The following is a 21,907-nucleotide window of genomic DNA, read 5'->3' on the forward strand; positions in this document are numbered from 1 at the left end:
CCCCCCCCCCCCCCCCCCCCCCCCCCCCCCACCACTCATGTCAACTGGGCGACTTCCGCAGCTCGAACTTGAGCACCTTGCCGGTCGGGGTGCGCGGCAGGTCGAGCGGGAACACGACCTCCTCGGGCACCTTGTACCGCGCGAGCAGCCCGCGAGTGTGTTCGATGATCTCCTCGGCGGTCACCGCGTGCCCCGGCTTCACGATGACGAACGCCTTCGGGCGCTCGCCCCACTTCTCGTGCGGCACACCGACGACGGCGACGTCGAGGACCGCGGGATGCGAGATGATCGCCTGCTCGACCTCGACGGTCGAGATGTTCTCGCCGCCCGAGATGATGATGTCCTTCGCGCGGTCCTTGAGCTGGATGTAGCCGTCCGGGTGCATCACGCCCAGGTCGCCGGTGTGGAACCACCCGCCGGCGAACGCCTCCGCGGTGGCGTCCGGGTCGCGGTAGTAGCCGAGCATCACGTTGTTGCCGCGCAGCACGATCTCACCCATCGTCTCGCCGTCGGCCGGCACGTCCGCCATGGCCTCGTCGACGACGCGGGCGTTCTCGGCCTGCAGCATGCCCACCCCCTGCCGGGAGATCAGCGCCGCGCGCTCGGCGGGCGACCGGTCGTTCCAGGACTGCTGGTACTCGCAGATCGTGTACGGCCCGTACACCTCGGTGAGGCCGTACACGTGCACGACGGTCACGCCGAGGGCCTCGAGCTGCGCGATGACGGTCGGCGACGGGGGAGCGCCTGCGGTGGTGATCCGCAGCGCGTCCACCGGGTGGGCCTGTTCGGCTCCGGCGATCGTGGTGCACACGGCGGGGGCGCCGCACAGATTGGTGATGCCGAGGTCGTCGATCGCGTCCCAGATGGCGTCGGCGCGTACCGCCCGCAGGCACACGTGGGTGCCGGCCGCGGCGGTCACGGCCCACGGTGTGCACCAGCCGTTGCAGTGGAACATCGGCAGCGTCCACAGGTACTTGGTGTTGCCGTCGAAGCCGTTGTGGAACGTCTCGCCCAGGGAGTTCAGGTAGGCGCCCCGGTGGGAGTACATGACACCCTTGGGCTTTCCGGTGGTGCCCGACGTGTAGTTGATGGCGATGACCTGCTGCTCGTCGTCGACGCCCCAGTGGAGGGGCTCGTCGGTCACACCGTCGCGGCTGTGCAGGAACTCGTCGTACTGCGCGGTCACCACACCGGCGGGGACGTCGGGGCGTGGGATGGTCGAGTCCGGAATCTCGACGATCTCGGTGACGCTGCCGACGTTCTCGCGCACGGTGCGCACCGAGCCCACCAGTTCGGAGTCAACGAACAGGATCCGGGCCCCGGCGTGGTCGAGGATGTACTCGAGTTCGGGCCCGGCCAGTCGAGAGTTGAGGGCGATCAGAACACCACCGGCGAGGGGCACTGCGAAGTGTGCCATCAGCATCTCAGGGGTGTTGGGGCACAGATAGGCGATCCGGTCGCCGGGTTCGATGCGGCTGCGCAGCACTCGCGCCAGCCGCGCCACCTCTTCCGCGAACTCCCGGTACGTGTAGCAGCGGTCTCCGTGGATGATCGCGGTCTTGTCGGGGAACACCGACGCCGAGCGGTCCAGGAAGCGCAGCGGACTGAGCGGTGTGTGGTTCGCCGAGGCGGGCAGTTCGGACACGGGTACCTCCGCAGTGATCGTGAGTGACGGGCGTTACACACCGCCGGTGCCGCCGCTATGGGTCACCGTCGGGCGGCCGCTACCCTCTGAAGTGGGTATCCGCGGGGGGTGCCCGACGATCCCGACGAACAGCGCACCGAACGAACAGATGACCGACATTCTGAGGCCGAGCGACGAGGACGCGATCCGCGCCGAACTCCGAGACCTGCGCGCCAGCACGACGCTGCCGGTGCTCTTCGGAGGCTTGGTTACCGGACCCGGTGTGCGGCTGTCGGGGTTCGTCGGGACCCGCGGCGCGATGCTGCGCGATCTCGTGATCGACACCGAGTGTGGGCTGGGCGGTCGGGTGATCGCCGAACAGCGTCCCGGTGCGGTCCAGGACTATGCCAACTCCCGGCACATCACCCACGACTACGACCACGAGGTGGCGAGCGAGGGGATCGAGTCGCTGCTGGCGGCGCCGGTCGTGGTGCGCGGCACCACCCGCGCCGCGGTGTACGGGGGCCTGCGCGCCAACCTGCCGATCGGTGACGTGATGGCCGAATCGGTGATGCGGTCGGCCCGCAGACTCGCCCACGAGATCGAGATTCGCGACGAGGTGGACCGCCGGGTCGCGATGATCGAGAACGCGCGCACCGCCCCGGACGCGTACCGGGACCCGAAGCTCTCGGCGGGCATCACCGAGAGCTATCTGGCCCTGCGGGAGATCGCGGACCGACTCGACGACGACGCCCTAGGTGCCGAGGTGCGGGCTGTGGAAGGAAAGCTGCGTGGGCTCACCGTCGGCGCCACCGAGCCCGCGAGGGCGACGCTGTCTCCCCGCGAGTTCGAGGTACTCGTCCACGTGGCGCTCGGCTGCCGCAACGCGGAGATCGGCGAGCGGCTCGGTCTGCGACTCGACACCGTCAAGAGCTACATGCGCAACATCATGACGAAGCTCGAGGTCCGCAGCCGGCACGAGGCCGTGGTCGAGGCGCGGCGGCAGGGACTCATCCCGTAGCGTCACTCGACCGTCGGATCATGTTCAGCGCCAACGCGATCAGACATGCAACGGCGGCGGCGAGGGAGAACTCGGCCACCGCGGTCGACATGCCCTGGTAGGTGACGAGGAACCCCGCAGCGATCGCGGGCACCCCGAGCCCGACGTACGTGAGCGTGAAGAATGTGGCCAGAACCGCGCCACTGGACTCGCGGGCGTGCAGGGCGACGGCGGTACTGACGCGTTGCATGCCGCCGGCGAACGCCAGTCCGTGCCCGGTCCCGACGCCGGCGGTGACGACGAGAAGCAGGGCGAGGCTCGGCACGCGGTCGACGGCGAACAGCCCGAGCATCCCGGCGCACATCAGACCGAGTCCTACCTGCTGGGCGACGAGGGGATCGAGGCCGCGCATGCCCAGCTGCGCGATCACCGAGCACGACATCACCAGTGCGGCTGCGGCCGCCCCGACCAACAGGTTCGACACGCCGAGCATCTCGGAGATCCACGACGGCACCACCGACTGGAACAGACCCACCGCCGCCCACGCGATCGCGGCAGGGAAGGTTGCCAGCAGGAACACGGACCGGATCGTGCCCGGGATCCGCGGCGCCTCGATCAGGCGCCGCCGCGGCGGGTGCGACGCGGTGGGCGACTGCTCGGCGCGGTCGGGTTTCGGCAGCACCAGCAGTGCAACGAGCCCCGGGATCAGTGCGAGCCCGAACAGTGCGTAGGGCAGGACGAGTGGATGCGGCAGGTACTCGGCGGCGGCGCCGGCGAGCAGGGGGCCGAGAGCCGCGCCGGCCGCCGTGCTCGCCGTTGCGGCGCGGGCGGCCCGCACCGGGTTGTGGCCGGGCGCGTACTCGAGCAGCGCTGCGGCCCCGGCGGCCGAGCACGCACCGACGGACAGACCCTGCAGAATGCGTCCCGCGAACAACCACGCCGTCGTGTCCGCGAACGCGAGGACGGCGATGCCCCCGATGCCTGCGACGAGCGCGGTGATCAGGACCGGGCGGCGCCCGATCCGGTCCGACAGCGGCCCGAAGAAGAAGAGAGCGGGCACGAGGGCGGCCGCGTAGACGGCGAAGATCGCCGTCTGGGTGACCGGGCTGAAGCCGAACTCGGTGCGGTAGACGCCGTAGACCGCGGTCGGCATGTTCGCCCCCACCAGCAGGATCGCCAGCACATATCCGATTCCGTGGAAGTGCCGCGCCGGCCAGCGTCGGGCCGATCTCGTCGCGTGGTCGGTCGGGTCGGTCGGGTCGGTCACGGGCGGGGTCGAGGAGTCGGTGACGGGGCGCACGGAGACATCCTACGTAGGACGTCCTACGTATGCTGGACGGGGAACGTGTTCGCGGCTCGTGTGAGGATGAACCGGTGACGGTGGTGCAGAAGGAATCGGCGTATCAGCAGGCGCTCGACTGGATGCGTGCCCGGATCTCGTCCGGGGACTGGCAGATGGGCGAGCGCATCCCGACCGAGCCCGAGCTGGCGACCCTGCTCGGCGTCGGCCGCAACACCCTCCGCGAGGCGATCAAGTGCCTCACCTCCACGGGCATCCTCGAGATCCGTCGTGGGTCGGGCACGTTCGTCCGGGCACGTACCGACATCGGCGGTCTGCTCACCCGCCAGGTCGCGGTGTCGGAAATGCTCCACGTCTACGAGGTGCGCCGCGCGCTCGAGCTCGAGGCGGTGCGACTGGCATGCCTCCGACGCACCGACGACGACGTCCGACGTCTGCGGTCGGCGCTCGACCTCCGTGACCGGACCGGCCGCACCGGCGACGGCGCCGCCTTCGCCGACGCGGATCTGGCCTTCCACGTCGCCGTCGTAGCCGCCGCCCACAATCCCGTGCTGGACGAGCTGTTCGCAGGCATCTCCGAGCCGCTGCGGGCCACCTACGACTTCACCGACGGTGTCCACGAGCCCGAGTTGGGCGCGGCGCACCACGAGCGGGTGGTCGAGGCCATCGAGCGACGCGACGAGTCGCTCGCCGGGCACGGCGCCTGCGGCTACCTCGACCTGTTCGTCGCCGCGGTGCACGAGCGGCAGGCCGGCGTGGCGGGTTCCTCGAACACCGGATAGATGTACTCGGGTCCCGAGACGAAAGATGTTTTCCACGTAGCGATCTACCGACTGGGTGACCTGCCGCGGACATCCGTCCCACTGCCTTCGTGTACCCCTAGGCCGTGGTGGGTCGGGGCGGACTGTGTCGTCGGGCACAACGCTCACCTCGAGGGGTCGGTGGTCGAGGACTGGTGTCTCATCGGATCGATGTCGACGAGCCTGCAGCGTGTGGTGGTCGGCACCGGAGCGCCGGCAACCGTTGTGCCGCACCCTGATCCGGACTCCTTCGCGGCAGGCCGGTGGTGCGGTGTCGCGACGTACGTGGCCAACGCGGCGCGGTATCGCTCGGACATGGAGCGCATCGACTGACCGCTGCGGTTGTCGGGTCCGGTGCTGTCGGAGTAGGGTGTCGTCGTTCGGGTCGACCCGCGCCCGCTGAATCTGCGGGGTTCGAGGAAGAGGAGGTGGGGCTAGCAATGAGTAGCCAACCTCCGAGTACCAGTTAAACAGGACAATCCACGCCATCCAGTCAGGTGGCGTTCGACTGGTGTCCGTGGGACCGCGCTCAGCGGTTCGGCCTACGGACCTTCCCGAAAGCTGTTTTCGTATGCGTGAAAAGCGTCCGATTCGCTCGATCCTTCCTCGCCGCGCCGCCGGCACCGCCGACGACGTGGTCTCACCCGAGCATTCGATGGCACCGCGGCACCCGGGGCAGACGCCGCCGGCCGCGGCCCCGTCCGGTGCGGTGGAATCCAGCGTCGTCAACAGTGCGGTCTACCGTGACGGCCACCGGATCACCTCGCCGGCGACGCTGGCGGAGGCGCTCGCGAGCCTGCCCGACGAGTCGTCGATGGCCTGGATCGGGCTCTATCGTCCGGACGATGCTCAACTGCACGCTGCAGCAAATCAATTCGACCTGCACGAGCTCGCGGTCGAGGATGCGATCGTCGCGCACCAGCGGCCCAAGCTCGAGCGGTACGGCGACACCCTCTTCGTCGTGCTGCGCGCGGCGCGGTACCTCGACGAGTCGGAGAGCGTCGACTTCGGTGAACTGCACATCTTCTGCGGCCCGACGTTCGTGCTCACCGTCCGGCACAGCGAGTCGCCGGACCTGTCGGCCGTCCGGGATCGCATGGAGGGCGACCCGGAACTGCTGAAGTTGGGTCCCGAAGCGGTGCTGTACGCGATCCTCGACGCCGTCGTCGACGGCTACGCGCCCGTCGTCGCGGGTCTGCAGAACGACATCGACGAGATCGAGACCGAGGTCTTCAGCGGCGACCCCATGGTGTCGCGGCGTATCTACGAACTCTCCCGAGAGGTGGTCGAGTTCCAGCGCGCCACCAAGCCGCTGCTCGGCATGCTGCGCGCACTGTCCGCGGGCTTCGACAAGTACAACACCGACGAGGAACTGCAGAAGTACCTGCGGGACGTGACCGACCACGCGACCACCGTCGTCGAGCGGGTCGACGGCTTCCGGGAGTTGCTCGGCAGCATCCTCGCGCTCAACGCGACGTTGGTTTCGCAAGCGCAGAACGAAGAGATGCGCAACATGACCGAGGCCAGCTACGCGCAGAACGAGGAGATCAAGAAGGTCTCGGCGTGGGCCGCAATCCTGTTCGCGCCCACGCTGATCGGCACCGTGTACGGCATGAACTTCGACAACATGCCCGAATTGCACTGGGCCGGTGGGTATCCGTTCGCGCTGATGCTCATGGTTCTCACCTGTACGGGGCTGTACACGATCTTCAAGCGACGCGGCTGGCTGTAGACCGGGCCGGGCGGTCCGGCTACAGTCTCAGGCGTGACCCCACTTCGCGCGATCGACTCCGGTGAGCTGCTGACGCGGCGCCGCCATGTCGATTTCGCGCACGTGTGTACGTCCGGGTGTCGGCGGGTCTGATCCGACCCGCCCCCGGCGCGACCAGTTCGCTGCCGGGATCTCTTCACGCACTCGCCGTTCACACATTCTCGACGATGGGATCTCACCCGTGACCACTGCATCCGTTTCGCACCTCTCCTCGATCGTCGCCGCCACCGGCGATGCCGTCTCGAAGGACGCCCGCAAGGCGCACGTCGTGTTCAAGGCCGCGGCCCGCGCCCACGACGCCGTCGCCAGCACGGTCTCGCTCGGCAAGTACACGGTCGAGGTCGACGAGCCGCCGGCGCTCGGCGGCGAGAACACTGCTCCCAATCCGGTGGAGTACTACCTGGCCTCGCTCCTGTCGTGCCACGTCGTGACGTACCGGTTCTGGGCCGAGAAGCTCGGCATCCGGGTCGACGACATCACCGCGCGCGCCGAGGGTGACCTCGACGTGCGGGGCTTCTTCGGCTTCGACGACGCCGTGCGGCCCGGCTTCGGTGAGGTCCGCGTCGTCGTCAACGTCACCGGCCCCGAGTCGCGTGAGCGCTACCTCGAACTGCACGAGGCGGCCGAGGCGCACTGCCCTGTTCTCGACCTGACCCGCAACCCCACTCCGGTCACCACGGTCCTCGAGACGCCCACCGCGAACGGCTGATCGGGCGCGGCGGCTACGCATCGGCCGCGGCGAACAGCGCGCGAACAGCGGGCGCGGGTGTCACTATGGACGCCGTGGACCTGCCTATCGCACCACCGCTGCAGCCGATGCTGGCCAAGGCCGCGTCCGGAGTGCCCGAACAGCCGGCCGGTGAATCCGTCTGGTCGTACGAGCCCAAATGGGACGGATTCCGAGCCATCGTGTTCCGCGACGGCGACGACGTGGTGCTCGGTTCGCGTGGCGGCAAGGACCTGGCCCGGTACTTCCCCGAGATGGTCGAGGCGGTGCGGGCCGAACTGCCGCCACGCTGCGTCGTCGACGGCGAACTGGTGGTTCCCCGGGAGATCGGCGGCCGGACCCGGCTGGACTGGGGTTCGCTGTCCGAGCGCATCCACCCGGCCGACAGCCGGGTGAAACTGCTCGCGGAGCAGACGCCCGCACAGTTCATCGGATTCGATCTGCTGGCACTCGGAGACGACGACTTCACCGCGCGCCCGTTCGCCGAACGCCGCAACGCGCTGCTCGGTGCGGTGGGCGGTGGGCCGAGCTGTCACGTCACCGCGGCCACCCTCGACAGTGCGACCGCTGAACGGTGGTTCGAGACGTTCGAGGGGGCGGGTCTGGACGGCGTCGTCGCCAAGCGCCTCGACGGTCACTACCTGCCGAACAAGCGGGAGATGGTGAAGGTCAAGCACTCTCGAACCGCCGACGTCGTCGCGATCGGGTACCGGCCGCACAAGAGTCAGCCGGGCATCGGATCGATCCTGTTGGGGCTGTACGACGCCGGTGAGCTGCACATGGTCGGCGGGGCGTCGGCGTTCACCGCCAAGCGCCGGGTCGAGTTGCTCGCCGAACTCGAACCGTTGCGCGTCGGCGACGACGTCGTGGCCGAGGGCGAGGCCACCCGGTGGCGCTCGACGGCCGACCGGAGCTGGATTCCGCTCCGTCCCGAGCGGGTTCTCGAGGTGGCGTACGACCAGATGGAGGGTGGCCTCGGCGAGCGCGGCAGCCAGGCGGGGGTGCGGTTCCGGCATGCGGCGCGGTTCCTGCGGTGGCGCCCCGACCGGGCGCCGGAATCGTGCACGTTCGAACAACTCGAGGTCCCGCTCCGTTACGACCTCGCCGACGTCCTGACCGGGGAGGGCTGAATCATGGCTGCCACCAAACGTTCTCCAGCCGAGGAACTCGACGTCGACGGCGTGGCGGTCCGACTGTCGAATCCGGACAAGATCTACTACCCGCGGCTCGGCGCGGACGGGGGTACCAAGCGTCACCTCGTCGAGTACTACCGCAGGGTCGCCACCGGCGGGGAGTTGCTGCGCGCGCTGCGGGATCGGCCGACGCACATCCAGCGCTTCCCGGACGGTGTCGAGGGCGAGGAAATCTACCAGAAGCGGGTGCCGGCGAAGCGGCCCGAGCACGTCGGCTCGTGCGAGGTGACGTTCCCGTCGGGCCGCACCGCGGACGTACTGCGGGTCCGCAGCGCCGCCGACATCGTGTGGGCCGCGAACCTGGGCACCGTCACGTTCCACCCGTGGGCGGTGCGCTGTCCCGACGTCGACCACCCGGACGAGCTGCGTATCGACCTGGATCCGCAGCCCGGCACCGACTTCGGCGACGCCCGTCGCGTTGCGCTCGACATCCTGCATCCGCTACTGGACGAGCTGGGCCTGCTCGGATTCCCGAAGACCTCGGGCGGACGCGGACTACATGTGTACATCCGGATCGAGCAGCGGTGGGACTTCGTGGAGGTGCGGCGCGCCGGAATCGCGTTGTGCCGTGAGATCGAGCGGCGCAGCGGCGACCGGGCCACGACCAAGTGGTGGAAGGAGGAGCGCGGCAAGCGCATCTTCCTCGATTTCAATCAGAACGCCCGGGACAAGACCATCGCGTCGGCGTATTCGGCCCGTCGCACCCCGATCGGGACGGTGTCCACACCGGTGACGTGGGACGAACTGGCATCGGTCGAGCCCGACGACTTCACCATCGCGACCGTGCCGGCGCTGCTCGCGGGCCGGGGTGACCCGATGGCGACGCTGGACGACGTCGCGCATTCCCTCGACGGACTGCTCGAGATGGCCGAGCGTGACCTCGCGGCCGGTCTGGGCGACATGCCGTACCCGCCGAACTACCCGAAGATGCCGGGCGAGCCCAAACGGGTGCAGCCGAGCCGCGACCGGGACCTGAAGAAGGACTGACCGGTCGGGCTCGACCTGCGCGCCGGGTGCCTCAGTTCGCGTCCAGCAGTTGTTCGAGTCGGGCCATGCAGAATCCGGTGATACTCACGTTGTCACCGAGGTTCAGATGGGTGGACAGGCGCAGTAGCGGAACCGAGAGCAGTACCGCCGCGAGCACCTCGTTGAACAGCAGGTTCTGCACCTTCCAGCCGGTCAGTTCCTCGTAGCGGGCGATGGTCTCCTCCCGCGTGGGGGTGCCGGGCAGGCTCGGGTGGCCCTCGTACTCGCTACACGCCCAGTCCAGGAACAGCACCCAGGCCAGGTCGGCCTCGTGGTCGCCGAGATAGGCCATCTCCCAGTCGAGTACGCCGGCGACCGACCGGTCCGGGGTGTACAGGATGTTCGACATGCGGGCGTCGCCCCACACCAGCGTGACGTGTTCCGGATCGTAGAGGTTGCCCGCGAGCCAGGTCAGGGCCTTCTCCATGACCGGGGGCAGCTCCGGTGCCGCCCAGCGCACAGCCCAGTCGAGGTAGTTCACGATCTGCTCGACCGGCTTGTCCCCGAACTCGGGCATCGCCAGGAATCCGAGTCGCAGCTCCTCGGGGTCGAGGAGATGGACCTGCGCCATCGTCTCCACGCACTCCCACCACATCTTCGCCCGACCCTGCTCGTCGGCCTCGAAGTAGTTGCCGGCGGTGTGATAGGACGGGAAGTCGCTGGGCGCCTCGGCATCACCGATGCGGTCCATCACGTAGTACGGCGTTCCGAGCGGGTTGTCGTCCGCGTCGATCCACCGGACGCGAGGGACCGGGAGATCGGTCGGTGCGAGCCTCTCGGCAACCAGGAACTGGCGCCGCAGGTCGTAGTCCGGGAACAGCGAGACCTCGGGCGGCCGTCGGAAGACGTACCCGGCCGACGCGTGCTCGGCGCCCTCGAGGTCGAACAGGTAGGTCTCGGTGGAGAACCCGCGTTCGGTGCGTTTCCAGTCGACGATCTTCGCGTTCTGTGCGCCCGGAATGCGCTGCTGGACAATTGGTTCGAGGACTGCTGCCAGGTCCACCGGCGCGACCCGCTCAGTCATTGTTCTTGTCGGATCGGTTGGCGCTCCAGTCGGTGTAGCCGTAGCGCGGGTTCACCCCCATGAACACCATCTCCACCAGGCCGTGTCCGATCTTGTCGCCCATCCGGACCCTGCACAGCGTCTCGCTGAGCATGCTCACCTTGCGGATCTCGTCGACGTCGGTGATGTCGACGTCGAAGCTGTCGCTGAAGTCCTTGCCGCGGTACATGCCCGACGCGTAGCCGTTGTACTCGTCGTACCCGGCCAGGCCCGGCCAGAAGTCGCACACCGGCTCGACCTCGATGACGTCGGTGGTGCGGTCGGCACGGTGCACCGTGAAGGTGCCGGACTTGACGACGCGGAGGTCGTCGCGGAAATCCAGGTCGTGCTCGACGTCGATGATCGGCAGCGGGTCCTTGCCGGAGTCGATCGGGAACAGCACTTCGCCCTCGAACTGCCAGCGATCCCCGGTGTGCGTCTCGCGCTGCGCGAAATGCACCACCTCGTCGTCGAACTGGAAGATACCCATGTAGTAGAAGACACCGGCGGGCACCTCCGAGGGCTGCATGTTGCCGCCCTCGGGCAGGCTGCCGCCGCCGCCTCCGTGACGCACACCCCACGAGTGGTCGCGACCGAACCACCAGCTGTCGGGGTCGATCTCGATGCGTTCGCCGTCGATCTCGATCCAGCCGGTGATGGTGCCGTTCTGGTAGAAGCGGCGGGCGTCTTCGCGGACCCGGCCGCGGCTGCGGTGGAAGGCCGCAGTCTGCTCGTAGACAGGGAAGTCTCCGGAGAAGTCGAGCTGCAGACTCAGGCCGTGCTCGTTGGGCTCGACGGTGGAGCGCACCTTGCGCAGCGGCTCGACGATCTCGTACGTGTACGGCCCGACGCTCCACGCGTTCAGGGCCCCGGTCTGGGGGTTCAGCTCGGTGGACATCCGGACGACGCGGGCCTGTTCACCCTTGCGGGTGACCATCGCGTAGGCGTCGAGGACGTTGCGGTTCGGGTACTTCGCCAGGCCGGTCATGATGCTGATCTCGCCGGACTTGTCGAAGCCGTACATCACGATCCGCTCGGTCCAGCGCAGGTCACTCTGCGAGACGTGGTCGAGGGTGGTGGGGAGCTGGTGGATGAGCAGTTCGTCGTGCGGGGTGATCATCGGTAGGCGTCCTTTCGGTGGATGGCTGGCGGACCTCCCCGCAATCTATTACGGAGCGCTCTGCAACGTAATAGATTCGGTGAATCTCGTCCGGTACTGTCCGGATGCGTGAAGAAGAGCAGCGACCGCCGGCCCGGAGTAGTCGGTGTCGGCCGACCCCGGGACCCCCAAGTCGACCGTTCCATCCTCGCTGCAACCAGGGAAGTACTCGTGGAGACCGGGTACCAGAAGACCACCATCACCGCGATCGCCCGACGCGCCAATGTCGGTACCTCAGCGATCTACCGTCGCTGGGCCACGAAGGAATCGATCATCGAGGACGCCGTCTTCGGGATGCAGGACGCCGCGCTGCCCGCCATTACCGCCAACCTGCGCGACGACCTACTGGCGTGGACCAGGTTGTTCCTCACCCAGATCGCGGAACCCGCCACCCGCGCGGCCATTCCCGGTCTGCTCTCCGCCTATCACCACGACGACGGCGCCTACGAGCGCCTCGTGCTCAGATCCGAGGACCCGGCTCGCGTCGCTCTGACGGAACGAGTGGCCGTGGCTTTCCCCGACCGCTCCGCGGCGCAGAACACCGCGGCAGCAGATGCTGCGTTCGACCTGCTGGTCGCCGCCACCATCGTGCGCGGCCTCACCAGCGGACTCGCAGGCGCCGACGCGTTCTGCGCCCGCACCGCCGACTCGTTGACCCTGGTCGTCACGGCCGATCGCACGGAACTCGATCCGGTGTCGTAGCGGTGCGCGGTGTGCGGGGCACCGCGCTCCGGGTCGGCCGGAAACCGGTTCCGCCGAAGACGAATTCATGTACTTGCGTCGGGGGCGTGGCCTACGGTTGATGTGCGCGTCTGGCTGCGCGGGCGGCCTTCTTGGCGGAGTTGGTGATGCTCGCGAGTTCGTTGCGGGTGAATCCGAGATGTCGGGCGGAGCGCATCCAGGTGTAGAGGTCCGATGCCGCGCGATACTGGCCGAGCCGCGTGTAGCAGTCCGCCAGGTCGAAGGCGGATTTGCGGCCTCGCTCGGCGATCTCGGCGTCCGGAAAGGCGCCCGCGATGTCCAGGATCATCCGGTGGGCGTGGGTCGACTCGGGTAGGCGTCCGAGACCGGTCAGCAGTAGCGCCTTGTTGCGCAGCGCCTTGATTCGGCGGAGCCGGCGTTCGGCGGAGTCGACGGACTGGTCGTGGATGCGGAGGACGTGGTCGTAGGCGGCGATCGCGGCGACCGGGTCGCCCAGTCCGTCGACCGTGACGGCGCGGTTGTAGGTGGCCACTTCGCGGGCGTCCACGATGTCGCCGTCCGTCGCTCCGTCGGCGAGCCGTTCGAGCGCCTCGTAGGCCTCGATCGCGGCACGTTCCTCGCCGAGTCGGCCGAGCGCAATACCGAGCCGCAGGTGACCGCGTGCGTTCACCCGGCGTGCCCGGGTGTCGAGACCGGGACGGCGCAAGGCCGCGTTGCGTGCCACGACAACGAGCTCCTCCCACCGCCCGGCGTCGAGCAGAAGTCCTCCGAGCACATCCAGTGCCGCGAGCCCCAGCATGACGACGTTCGGGTCGGGATCGGCGCCGGTCTCGGCCGCGATCGCGAAGAGTAGTTCCTCCGCGTCCGCGCGTCGTCCCTCGTCGACCGCGCTGTCGGCCCCATACAGCCGCTCGCGCAGTTCGCGGTAGCGGGCCTCACCCGCCGAGCCGGGCGCCCCGTCGGTGGGGGAGGAGATCGCGAGGATCCGTCGATTCTCGGCCGCGAGTGTGACGGTGTCGCGCAGATCCGGGTCGTCGCTGTCGGCATGGGTGGCCAACAGCCCCTGCAACAGGGTCGCCGCCGTCTCGCGTTCGCCTCGTTCCGCCGCGCGTGTCGACTCGGTGAGGCGGCGCCGGGCATCCAGGCGGCGGATGCGCACGTCCGGATCGTCGGCGAACAGGTCCGCAAAGCGATGCAGCGCATCATCGATCTCGGTCGGCTCGAGCCCGGGTGACTGCCACACCGAGAAGAGGGAGTTGGCCGCCCACAGACGGACGTCGGCGTCGGCGTCGTGGGCCGAGCGGTCCACGATGTCGCGGATGACACGGCGAGATTCGGCCAGCTCGCCCGCTTCGCGCAGGAGGCGTCCTCGCCAGTACATCGCCTGGGCGATCGCGGCTGGGACGCCGGGCACACCGCGGGCCCCGGCGTACCGGTGCGGCACCCGTTCCAGCACATCGAGGGCATCGCCGCGTCGTCCGATGTCGGCGAGTCGAAGTGCCCGGTCGGTCATCGCCAGCGCGAGCGGTACCACGAGACGCTCGTCGGTCTCGTGCCCGGGGAATCGTGCATCGAGCTGCTCGTAGAGTCGCACCGCCCCTGCGGGGTCGCCGAGGTGCGCGGTCACCTCGGCGAGGCGTGACGCCACGCGCGCCCGGGCTGCCGCCGTGAGCGGGCTCGGATCCGAGCCGAAAGCGCGGTCGGCGTGGGCGAGGACCTGTCGATCCGCCACCCTCACCGTGCCTGCATCCTCGGGAGCACTCCTGAGCACCCACCACAGGATCGCCTCACGCGCATCGTCGGCGTGACAGGTGGCGTACCGGTCCACCAGTGCGGCACTGTGTTCCACGGCGGCAAGGTCGCGCTCGGTGTCGGGAAGTCTTTCCAGTACCTGGTCGAGATGCCGGGCCTGTTCGGCGGCGGCCTCGAAACCGGGATCGGCGACGGGCACAGCGAGAGCACGCAGGCCGTGGCCGATCGCCACCGCGGCCGGCACGCCCCGGTCGATCTCGTCGTCGACCAGGCAGAGCGACGCGGCGTGCAGGAGCGTCCGCGCCGAGGGGAGTGGCTCCGCCTCGGCGATCACGCGGTGCATCAGTGCGATCGCGGACTCCGGGTCGTCGCCGATGTCGTAGCGGATCTGCGCCGCCTCGTAGAGCGCGGCGATACGCAGGTGACGCAACCGATCGTCGGATTCCGCGGTGAGCGTGAGCGCCAGCGTCTCGAGGCCGACCGCGACCTGACGGCGATCACGTCCGAGGTGCCGCCGCAGGATCTCGGCGGTGAACATCGCCTCCGCGCGTGCCTGCCGCACGCCGAGCGGCTGATCGTCCCCGATGTGTCGCTCTGCGAACGACTCCGCTGCTCGCAGCACATCGACCAGGATGATCGCGTCGTCGAGCTCGTGCCGGTGGATCCACTCGATCGTCTCGAGCTCGGCGAGCGCGCGTGCCTCCCGGACTGCGTCGGCGTCGAAGCCGTCCGTGAGTTCCGTCATCCTGGTGATGCGCCGCTCGAGGGCATCGCGTGGTTCGTACGGGGCCTCCAACCGGACGAGCATCCCGGTCGCCTCGGCCACGGCTACTGCTTCCGGGTCCTCGACGGCACGTCTCTGCGCATCGAGCGCCAGCGCCAGGATGGCGTGCGCCTGCTCCTGATCACCTACCCCGAGCAGCTCGCGCGCACGGTGCACGACGTCACGAACCATCTTCGGTCCTTCCCCAGCGGATCACCGAGAGCGTCGACTCGGTCGACTCGGTCGGTAACGGGGCGAGCCGGAGGACGGCCCCGGCGCCGGCCGCGGTGACGAAGAATTCGTCCTCGCCCGGGCGTCCGCGGCAGATGTTGGTGGGCATGCTGCCCTCGGGCAACGGGTGACTCGCCTCGACGGTGCCGTCCGGGCTGAGGACATCGATCCGGTGACCCCTGGTGGTCGCGACCCAGAGGCGGTCGGCGGCGTCCACCACGAACCCGTCCGGGCTCGCCGCGGCGAGGGTCCGGACGACGCTGCCGCCCACCGGATGATTGTCCACGACATCATATTTCGTGATGTCGGCGCTGATGGTCTCGGTCAGGTAGAGGTGCGTGCGAGCGTTGTCGAATCCGATGCCGTTCACGAAGATCGGACCCTCGATCAGCAGTTCGCGGTCCCCGCTGTCGATGTCGACTGCCCATACCCGACCGGGCAGTGCCCGGTCGGGCCGGGAGAAATCGAACTGCTCCCGCGAATCGGTGACCCACAGCCGCCCGTCCGGCCCGAACACCAGGTCGTTGGGCGCACCCATCCCCGTCGTCAGGTACTCCACCTGGCCGTCACGGATCACCTGGATCCCGGGTTCGGCGGTGCTGCGGGCGGCCCAGATTCCCCCGTTCTGCGCGACGTACAGCGCGCCGTCGGGGCCGAGGGCGAGGCCGTTGGGGCCTCCTCCCACGCGGTGCTCGACCACGACGGTTCCGTCGCGGTCGAGGACGATGACCGATCCGCGGCTCATGGACACCACGGCCACGCGGTCATCGGGCAGGCAGACCGGTCCCTCGGTGAAGCCGAGTCCCTCCGCGATCAGTTCGACGTTCATACTCGCGACGGTGCGACCCTCGACTCGACCTGCGCGCGGATGACCTTGCCGGTGGCGTTCCGAGGTAGATCCTCGGTGGTGATCGTCCAGCGGGTGGGGACCTTGTAGCGCGCCAGGGCCGCACCGGTGAACTCCGTCAACTCGGCTTCGGTGACGGTGCTGGGATCGGGGACCACGACGACGGCCGCGACTTCCTGCCCCAGATCCTCGTGATCGACCCCGAGGACCACGCACTCACGGATCTCGGGATGGAGAGCGAGGCGGTTCTCGATCTCGGCGGGGTAGACGTTCTCGCCGCCGCGGAGGATCAGGTCCGATCGCCGACTCGACACGCTCAGGTACTCGCCGGTCATGGTGCCGAGATCTCCGGTGCGGTACCAACCGTGCGGGGCGGTCGCCTGTTCGGTCGCCTCGGGATTCTTCCAGTACCCGAGCATGATTCCCGGCCCGCGCAGACAGATCTCGCCCTCGACGCCGTCGGGGAGCCGATTGCCGTCGGTGTCTCGAACCTCGACCTGCATCGTCAGAATGGGGCGCCCGACGGTTGCCGGGTCGGCGACCAGTTCCGCGGCGGACGCGATCGTTGCGGCCGTGGACGACTCGGTCATGCCGTAGCTGGTGCCGAGCGACCGGCCCGCCTCGGGAAGCGCTGCACGCAGCTTCTCCCGCAGCGCCAGCGACGAGGGCGCACTGTTCACCGTGACCGTGCGCAACGATGTCAGGTCGTACCGACCGAGGTCGCCCTCGAGGATCCGCGAGAGCATCGTCGGGACGGCCCCCCAGTTCGTCACTCGCTCCTGCTCGATCAGCCCGAGTACCGCGTCGGCATCGAATCGCCCCTGATGGATCACGGCGGTGTCGCCGACCGCCAGGCGCACCACCGCGAGGTTGTGCAGTGCGGCGATGTGGAACAGCGGCGTCGCCAGGAGGAACCTGCGATCTGTGGGCGCGGCGCCGAGTTCGGTGGCGATCGCGTCGTTGAGTAGATGGAACCACAGCGCGGTGAGGACATTGCGATGCGAGTGCGTCGCACCCTTCGGGCGTCCCGTGGTGCCGCTGGTGAACAGGATCACCGCCGGATCGTCCTCGTCGGCAACATGATCGGGAAGGGTGTCGGTGGCGTGCGAAGCGAAGATCGGGTCCACGTCGGTCTCGACCGACAATGTCGGCACTCCACTGTCGCCGACGCGATCCATGCGGACGCGATCCGCGACGAGGACCTTGGGCTCGGTCAGCTCGAGCGCATGGGTCATCTCCGGCCCGGTCCACAGCGAGTTCATGCCGACCGCGACGGCACCGAGCGAGACTGCGGCCCAGAAGGTCACGATCCACTCCGGGCTGTTGGCGGCGCAGATCGCCACACGGTCACCGGGTCGTACGTCGTACTCGGTGCGAAGCGCCTCCGCCAACGCGGCGACGCGACGCCGGTGCTCGTCGAACGTGATTCGGCTCTCCCGCGTCACCAGGTAGTCGCGGTCCCCGAACCTCGCCGACGCCTGCAGCAACTCGGCGAGCGAGCGGTGCCGACGGGTGTAGACCGGAAGCTGTTGCCCCAGTACGTCTTCGACACCGATCTCGAACGGTTGTCCGGGAGCGGTGAGTCGGGCGACGATGTCATCGCGGGTGGTCATCGGTAGTGCTCCTTCCAGAACGGCGAAACAGCGGTCGGTGCGGGAGGCGCACACGGCTCCTCCGGACTGCCCGCGCAACCGAGCGGCCCGCCAGGTGCCGGTGATGCTAGCCGGAGCCCGCGGAGTCGGTCGGGTGTGCAGCCAGGACGTACAGGGCCTCGGCGAGTGAATCGACGAAGGCGTCGGCCCCCTCGGTGCCGTGCATGAGTCCCTGCATGGTCGTGGTGCCCGAGAGTAGGTCGAACAGGAACATCGGGTCCGCGCCGGGGGCGATCTCCCGGCGGGCGGTGGCACCTTCGAGCAGGTCGGCGAAGGCCTCGCGGACCGGGGCGCCGATGGCGAGCAGGCGTCGACGCGCGTCCTCGGACCGGGAGTCGGCCAGCAGGCCGGGAACCCCGGCGCGTGCTGCGGGGCGCGCGGCGCGCGCGAGGAAGACGCGCACCCACGTGGCCAGATCGGCCCGCAGGTCCCCGGTCTCCTCGGGCAGTGGATGACCGCCGGTGCCGTGCACCGCCTCCTCGATCAGCGCCTCACGGGACGGCCACCGCCGATAGATGGCCGGCGTGTTCACCTCGGAGGCCCGGGCGATGGCGGAGATCGTCGTCTGTTGATACCCGTCCGTCGCCAGCAGGCGCCGGGTCGCGGCGAGTACGGCTTGATCCTTGCCGGGGTCGCGCGGACGCCCAGCGCGGGCAGCGGTGTCAGGCTTCACTATTACATTGTAGGCCGTTACGTTAGTCGGCTCGGTCGTTTCGGAAACGTCGGATTCGAGCGATTCCACCCCGCGCCGACGACGTCCGCTGGTTCCGCTTGATCAACCGCCGCCGGCCCGGTATCAGCGGCCCAGGACGGAGGATTCGGACGAATTCGGGCGTTTGACCAGGATGTTCTCGGGCCCCGCTTGTATCGAATGTCTGTTTCGCCCCGCGGCGGCCTCTTCCGCCCGTAGGCTGCGCCAATCACAATGGTGTGAGGAGTGGGATCGGAGGTCGCGATGACGATCCAGATGGAGCGCGGAAGTGGATCGCGCGTGGCGGTGGGAGCCCCCGCACGTGTCCCGGTCCCGCCGCCGGTCGGCGTACCGGCAACCGCACAGGCACGCACCGAAATGCTGGTGGACCCACGGTTCCTGCCGCTCGCCGACCGCTTCTTCTCCATGTACCGGCAGCCCCACAACGGTGGTGGCGCGCTGGTCGCCTACGTGCGTGGCGAGAAGGTGCTCGACGTCTGGGCCGGCTACGCGGACCGGGATCGTCGTTGGAACCGGGACACCGTCTCGCTGTCCTTCTCCACCGGCAAGGGCGTCGCGAGCACGGTCACGCACCGGTTGGCCGAGCGGGGAATCGTCGACTACGACGCCCCGGTCGCCACGTACTGGCCGGAGTTCGCCGCGGCCGGTAAGGACGCGATCACCCTCCGCGACGTGCTGACACACCGCACCGGCTTGCACAAGGTCCGTGGACTGGTGCCCGGACGCCTCGGTCTGCTCGACTACGACACCGTCATCCAGGCGCTCGCTGCGGCGTCGCCGGATCCGCGTCGTCTGCGCGGGCCCGGCTACCACGCGGTGACGTTCGGATGGCTCGTCGCCGAGACGGTCTCGCGTGCCACCGGCAAACCGTTCGTCGACATCGTCCGCGAGGAGATCGCCGAACCCCTCGGGATCGACGAGTTCTGGTACCGCGTGCCGCAGGACGAGAAGCCGCGGATCGCCAAGTTGTTCCCGCACATCAACCCAGGTGGTCTGGACTGGCAGCTCACGGCGTCGGTCCTGTCGCGGGTGGGTCCACTGCGGGGGCTCGCGGAGGCCGCGATGCCGGACGGCTTCGACGCACTCGTACGGAATCCTGCGGTGCACGACGCCGTCATGCCCGGATGGAACGGCGTGTTCAGCGCCCGATCCCTCGCCCGGATGTATGCGGCCATCGCGAACGGTGGGGTCATCGACGGCACCCGATTCCTGAAGCCCGAGACCCTCGATCAGATGGGGGCCGTGCAGACCCGGGACCGTGACTACGTGCTCGGCGTCAAACTCGGCTGGCGGCTCGGCTATCACCCGCCGATCCTGGCCAGCCGCACGCAGCCCACCCGCGGCCTCGGTCACTACGGGGTGGGTGGATCGGGCGCGTACGCGGATCCCGAGACCGGCCTGGCCTTGGCATTCGTGACGAACAGGCTCGGTAACGCGGTCTCCGCGCTCGGGGATCTGCGACTGGCCAAGCTGGGTGCCGAGGCGCAGGCGATCATGCGTTCCTGAAGGAGGACTGGCGATGAGCAATCACGTCTACCGGGTCATCGAGATCGTCGGATCGTCGCCGGACGGCGTCGACGCCGCGATCGCGAACGCCGTCGGCCGCGCGAACGAGACGATGCGCAATCTCGAGTGGTTCGAGGTCGTCGAGACCCGCGGTCACATCGAGAACGGGGCCGTCGCGCACATTCAGGTGACGCTCAAGGTCGGCTTCCGGCTGGAATGAGCCGGACTGCGCCCGGCACGCCCGACCGTTTTCCGGTACAACGGAACCTCGACCCAAACTGAAACACGTTATAGTCTTGGGTCGAGATCGAGAGACTTCGGTCCGGGCACTCACAGGTAGGGAAGAACTGTGGCTTATGTGATTACGCAGGCATGCTGCAACGATGCATCGTGCGTGGACGTCTGTCCCGTCAACTGCATTCATCCGACTCCCGACGAGCCGGAGTTCGCCACGACGGAGATGCTCTACATCGATCCGCAGACGTGCATCGACTGCGGCGCGTGCGTCGACGAGTGCCCCGTCGACGCGATCTTCGGTGAGAACGAGCTCAGCGAGGCGCACTCGCTGTATCCGGAGATCAACGCCGCGTACTTCGAGAAGCACCCCATCGGGCCGGACTGGCCGGAGCTGACCCAGCCCAAGCCGCTGGATCCGGCGCTGGGGACGCTGCGCGTCGCGATCGTCGGTTCCGGCCCCGCGGCCTGCTACGCCGCGATCGAACTCACCGCCCGCCCGCGCGTCGAGGTCGACATGTTCGACCGCCTGCCCACCCCGTACGGCCTCGTCCGTGCCGGTGTCGCACCCGACCATCCGGGCACCAAGGGTGTCGCCGACGTCTTCCGGTCGGCGATGAGCAAGCGGTCCGTGCAGTGCCATTTCAACGTCGAGGTCGGGCAGCACGTCAGCCACGACGAACTGCTCGCACACCACCACGCCGTCATCTACGCGGTGGGCGCGGCCAGCGACCGTCGCCTCGGGGTTCCCGGTGAGGACCTGCCCGGTTCGCACGCCGCCACCGAGTTCGTGGCCTGGTACAACGGCCACCCCGACTACGCGAACCACACGTTCGATCTGTCGGCCGAGCGCGCGGTCATCATCGGCAACGGCAATGTCGCGCTGGACGTCGCCCGCATCCTCGTCACCGATCCGGACGAGCTGGCCAAGACCGACATGGCCGAGCACGCCGTCGAGGCGCTGCGGCACAGCAACATCCGCGAGGTCGTCATCGTCGGTCGCCGCGGACCCGCGCAGGCCGCGTACACCAACCCGGAGTTGATCGCGCTGGGACAGATGACCGACGTCGACATCGTCGTCGACCCGGACGAGGCGATCCTCGACGCGGCCAGCCGCGCTTGGGTCGACGGACCGGACTCCGAGCCGTCCGAGAAGCTGAAGGTCCGTCAGGTGGAGGAGTTCGCGAAGCGGACCGCCACCGACGGCCGCAAGCGGATCGTGCTGCGCTACCTCGCCTCACCCGAGGAGATCAGCGGCGACGGCCGCGTCGAGGAACTGCGCCTGGTCCGCAACGAACTGGTCGCCGACGAGTCCGGCAAGCTCGGCGCCCACGCCACCGATCGCACCGAGACGCTCGCCACGGGGCTGGTACTGCGGTCCATCGGATACAAGGGTCTGCCCATCGCGGACCTGCCGTTCGACGAGCGTCGCGGCGTGGTGCCCAACGAGAACGGCCGCGTCGTCGACCCCGAGACCGGTACCCCGGTGACCGGCGTCTACGTCGCGGGCTGGATCAAGCGCGGGCCCACGGGCGTCATCGGCACCAACAAGCACTGCTCCGCGGCCACCGTCGACATGCTGCTGTCGGACTTCTCCGCCGGACTGCTCGGAGCGCCCGACAGCGAACGCGAGCACCTCGGCACGCTGATCGGCGAGCGGCAGCCCGACGTCATCGACTTCCAGGGCTGGCAGCGCATCGACAAGAAGGAACGGTCGCTCGGAGCGGAGAGTGGACGTTCGCGCACCAAGATCGTCGACCTGGCCGCAATGCTCGACGCCGCTCGCGGCGAGGGCGCGGCCGGCTGACGGCGGGTCGGTGTTGTCGGCGAACACCCGATATGTCTAAATGAGATGTATCGGGCGTC

The 21,907-nt window shown here is 68.8% G+C and carries 19 protein-coding genes; 11 read left to right on the forward strand and 8 right to left on the reverse strand.

Going from position 1 to position 21,907, the window contains the following annotated elements:
- Nucleotides 1-40: 40 nt before the first annotated feature.
- Nucleotides 41-1,645, reverse strand: coding sequence for an acyl--CoA ligase family protein (locus AC1RIF_RS18255; RefSeq protein ID WP_492602780.1), 1,605 nt, complete (start codon nt 1,643-1,645; stop codon nt 41-43).
- A gap of 148 nt (nt 1,646-1,793) precedes the next feature.
- Between AC1RIF_RS18255 and AC1RIF_RS18260 the strand changes: the two genes are divergently transcribed.
- On the forward strand, nt 1,794-2,645 hold the full coding sequence (locus AC1RIF_RS18260; protein WP_492602781.1) for a helix-turn-helix transcriptional regulator: 852 nt from the start codon (nt 1,794-1,796) through the stop codon (nt 2,643-2,645).
- Here the strand turns inward: AC1RIF_RS18260 and AC1RIF_RS18265 are convergent.
- On the reverse strand, nt 2,635-3,924 hold the full coding sequence (locus AC1RIF_RS18265; protein WP_492602782.1) for an MFS transporter: 1,290 nt from the start codon (nt 3,922-3,924) through the stop codon (nt 2,635-2,637). The two genes, AC1RIF_RS18260 and AC1RIF_RS18265, sit on opposite strands and share 11 nt — an antisense overlap.
- Nucleotides 3,925-3,998: 74 nt before the next feature.
- On the opposite strand from AC1RIF_RS18265, the gene AC1RIF_RS18270 reads away from it, so the two are divergent.
- The 6 genes from AC1RIF_RS18270 to AC1RIF_RS18295 all read left to right on the forward strand — a co-directional run bounded on the left by AC1RIF_RS18270 (nt 3,999) and on the right by AC1RIF_RS18295 (nt 9,402).
- Nucleotides 3,999-4,706 (forward strand): FadR/GntR family transcriptional regulator, encoded by a 708-nt coding sequence (locus AC1RIF_RS18270; protein WP_492602783.1) that lies wholly within the window; start codon nt 3,999-4,001, stop codon nt 4,704-4,706.
- A 189-nt stretch (nt 4,707-4,895) separates the two neighbouring features.
- Complete coding sequence (locus AC1RIF_RS18275) at nt 4,896-5,057, forward strand: hypothetical protein (RefSeq protein WP_492602784.1); 162 nt, start codon at nt 4,896-4,898, stop codon at nt 5,055-5,057.
- Between the two features lie 238 nt (nt 5,058-5,295).
- Complete coding sequence (locus tag AC1RIF_RS18280; protein ID WP_492602785.1) at nt 5,296-6,456, forward strand: magnesium and cobalt transport protein CorA; 1,161 nt, start codon at nt 5,296-5,298, stop codon at nt 6,454-6,456.
- A gap of 220 nt (nt 6,457-6,676) precedes the next feature.
- Nucleotides 6,677-7,204, forward strand: coding sequence for an OsmC family protein (locus tag AC1RIF_RS18285; protein ID WP_492602786.1), 528 nt, complete (start codon nt 6,677-6,679; stop codon nt 7,202-7,204).
- A gap of 74 nt (nt 7,205-7,278) precedes the next feature.
- Nucleotides 7,279-8,352 carry an ATP-dependent DNA ligase gene (locus AC1RIF_RS18290; protein ID WP_492602787.1) on the forward strand — a complete coding sequence of 358 codons (1,074 nt, stop codon included), beginning with the start codon at nt 7,279-7,281 and terminating at the stop codon, nt 8,350-8,352.
- Nucleotides 8,353-8,355: 3 nt separating this feature from the next.
- Entirely contained in the window at nt 8,356-9,402 is a 1,047-nt protein-coding gene (locus AC1RIF_RS18295; RefSeq protein WP_492602788.1) for a DNA polymerase domain-containing protein, read from the forward strand.
- A 31-nt stretch (nt 9,403-9,433) separates the two neighbouring features.
- Here the strand turns inward: AC1RIF_RS18295 and AC1RIF_RS18300 are convergent, their stop codons facing one another.
- Both AC1RIF_RS18300 and AC1RIF_RS18305 read right to left on the reverse strand, forming a co-directional pair.
- Complete coding sequence (locus AC1RIF_RS18300) at nt 9,434-10,465, reverse strand: phosphotransferase family protein (protein ID WP_492602789.1); 1,032 nt, start codon at nt 10,463-10,465, stop codon at nt 9,434-9,436.
- Nucleotides 10,458-11,603 (reverse strand): Rv3169 family protein, encoded by a 1,146-nt coding sequence (locus AC1RIF_RS18305; RefSeq protein ID WP_492602790.1) that lies wholly within the window; start codon nt 11,601-11,603, stop codon nt 10,458-10,460. The genes AC1RIF_RS18300 and AC1RIF_RS18305 overlap by 8 nt, the downstream gene beginning before the upstream one ends.
- A 108-nt stretch (nt 11,604-11,711) precedes the next feature.
- Here AC1RIF_RS18305 and AC1RIF_RS18310 point away from each other — a divergent pair, with 108 nt between their 5' ends.
- On the forward strand, nt 11,712-12,344 hold the full coding sequence (locus tag AC1RIF_RS18310) for a TetR/AcrR family transcriptional regulator (protein WP_492602791.1): 633 nt from the start codon (nt 11,712-11,714) through the stop codon (nt 12,342-12,344).
- A 91-nt stretch (nt 12,345-12,435) separates the two neighbouring features.
- Here AC1RIF_RS18310 and AC1RIF_RS18315 read toward each other — a convergent pair whose 3' ends face one another.
- From AC1RIF_RS18315 to AC1RIF_RS18330, 4 genes are all read right to left on the reverse strand, one after another.
- Entirely contained in the window at nt 12,436-15,051 is a 2,616-nt protein-coding gene (locus tag AC1RIF_RS18315) for a hypothetical protein (RefSeq protein ID WP_492602792.1), read from the reverse strand.
- A complete protein-coding gene (locus AC1RIF_RS18320) occupies nt 15,041-15,919 on the reverse strand; it encodes an SMP-30/gluconolactonase/LRE family protein (RefSeq protein ID WP_492602793.1) in 879 nt (292 codons plus the stop codon). Before AC1RIF_RS18320 ends, AC1RIF_RS18315 begins: the two co-directional genes overlap by 11 nt.
- Entirely contained in the window at nt 15,916-17,550 is a 1,635-nt protein-coding gene (gene casG / locus AC1RIF_RS18325; protein WP_492602794.1) for a steroid-24-oyl-CoA synthetase, read from the reverse strand. The genes AC1RIF_RS18320 and casG overlap by 4 nt, the downstream gene beginning before the upstream one ends.
- Nucleotides 17,551-17,656: 106 nt before the next feature.
- Nucleotides 17,657-18,262 carry a TetR/AcrR family transcriptional regulator gene (locus AC1RIF_RS18330; RefSeq protein WP_492602795.1) on the reverse strand — a complete coding sequence of 202 codons (606 nt, stop codon included), beginning with the start codon at nt 18,260-18,262 and terminating at the stop codon, nt 17,657-17,659.
- Nucleotides 18,263-18,544: 282 nt separating this feature from the next.
- On the opposite strand from AC1RIF_RS18330, the gene AC1RIF_RS18335 reads away from it, so the two are divergent.
- From AC1RIF_RS18335 to AC1RIF_RS18345, 3 genes are all read left to right on the forward strand, one after another.
- Nucleotides 18,545-19,807, forward strand: a complete 1,263-nt coding sequence (locus AC1RIF_RS18335) for a serine hydrolase domain-containing protein (RefSeq protein ID WP_492602796.1) — start codon at nt 18,545-18,547, stop codon at nt 19,805-19,807.
- 13 nt (nt 19,808-19,820) lie between these two features.
- Nucleotides 19,821-20,027 carry a dodecin gene (locus AC1RIF_RS18340; RefSeq protein ID WP_492602797.1) on the forward strand — a complete coding sequence of 69 codons (207 nt, stop codon included), beginning with the start codon at nt 19,821-19,823 and terminating at the stop codon, nt 20,025-20,027.
- A 129-nt stretch (nt 20,028-20,156) separates the two neighbouring features.
- Nucleotides 20,157-21,848, forward strand: a complete 1,692-nt coding sequence (locus AC1RIF_RS18345; protein ID WP_492602798.1) for an FAD-dependent oxidoreductase — start codon at nt 20,157-20,159, stop codon at nt 21,846-21,848.
- Nucleotides 21,849-21,907 lie beyond the last annotated feature (59 nt).

Source organism: Prescottella sp. GW823-FHT02E09, assembly GCF_058797375.1.

Coding starts and splice junctions, on each gene's coding strand:
- AC1RIF_RS18260 (WP_492602781.1), top strand. CDS start 1,794: ATGACCGACATTCTGAGGCCGAGCGACGAGGACGCGATCCGCGCCGAA.
- AC1RIF_RS18275 (WP_492602784.1), top strand. CDS start 4,896: ATGTCGACGAGCCTGCAGCGTGTGGTGGTCGGCACCGGAGCGCCGGCA.
- AC1RIF_RS18280 (WP_492602785.1), top strand. CDS start 5,296: ATGCGTGAAAAGCGTCCGATTCGCTCGATCCTTCCTCGCCGCGCCGCC.
- AC1RIF_RS18295 (WP_492602788.1), top strand. CDS start 8,356: ATGGCTGCCACCAAACGTTCTCCAGCCGAGGAACTCGACGTCGACGGC.
- AC1RIF_RS18300 (WP_492602789.1), bottom strand. CDS start 10,465: ATGACTGAGCGGGTCGCGCCGGTGGACCTGGCAGCAGTCCTCGAACCA.
- AC1RIF_RS18305 (WP_492602790.1), bottom strand. CDS start 11,603: ATGATCACCCCGCACGACGAACTGCTCATCCACCAGCTCCCCACCACC.
- AC1RIF_RS18315 (WP_492602792.1), bottom strand. CDS start 15,051: ATGGTTCGTGACGTCGTGCACCGTGCGCGCGAGCTGCTCGGGGTAGGT.
- AC1RIF_RS18320 (WP_492602793.1), bottom strand. CDS start 15,919: ATGAACGTCGAACTGATCGCGGAGGGACTCGGCTTCACCGAGGGACCG.
- casG (WP_492602794.1), bottom strand. CDS start 17,550: ATGACCACCCGCGATGACATCGTCGCCCGACTCACCGCTCCCGGACAA.
- AC1RIF_RS18335 (WP_492602796.1), top strand. CDS start 18,545: ATGACGATCCAGATGGAGCGCGGAAGTGGATCGCGCGTGGCGGTGGGA.
- AC1RIF_RS18340 (WP_492602797.1), top strand. CDS start 19,821: ATGAGCAATCACGTCTACCGGGTCATCGAGATCGTCGGATCGTCGCCG.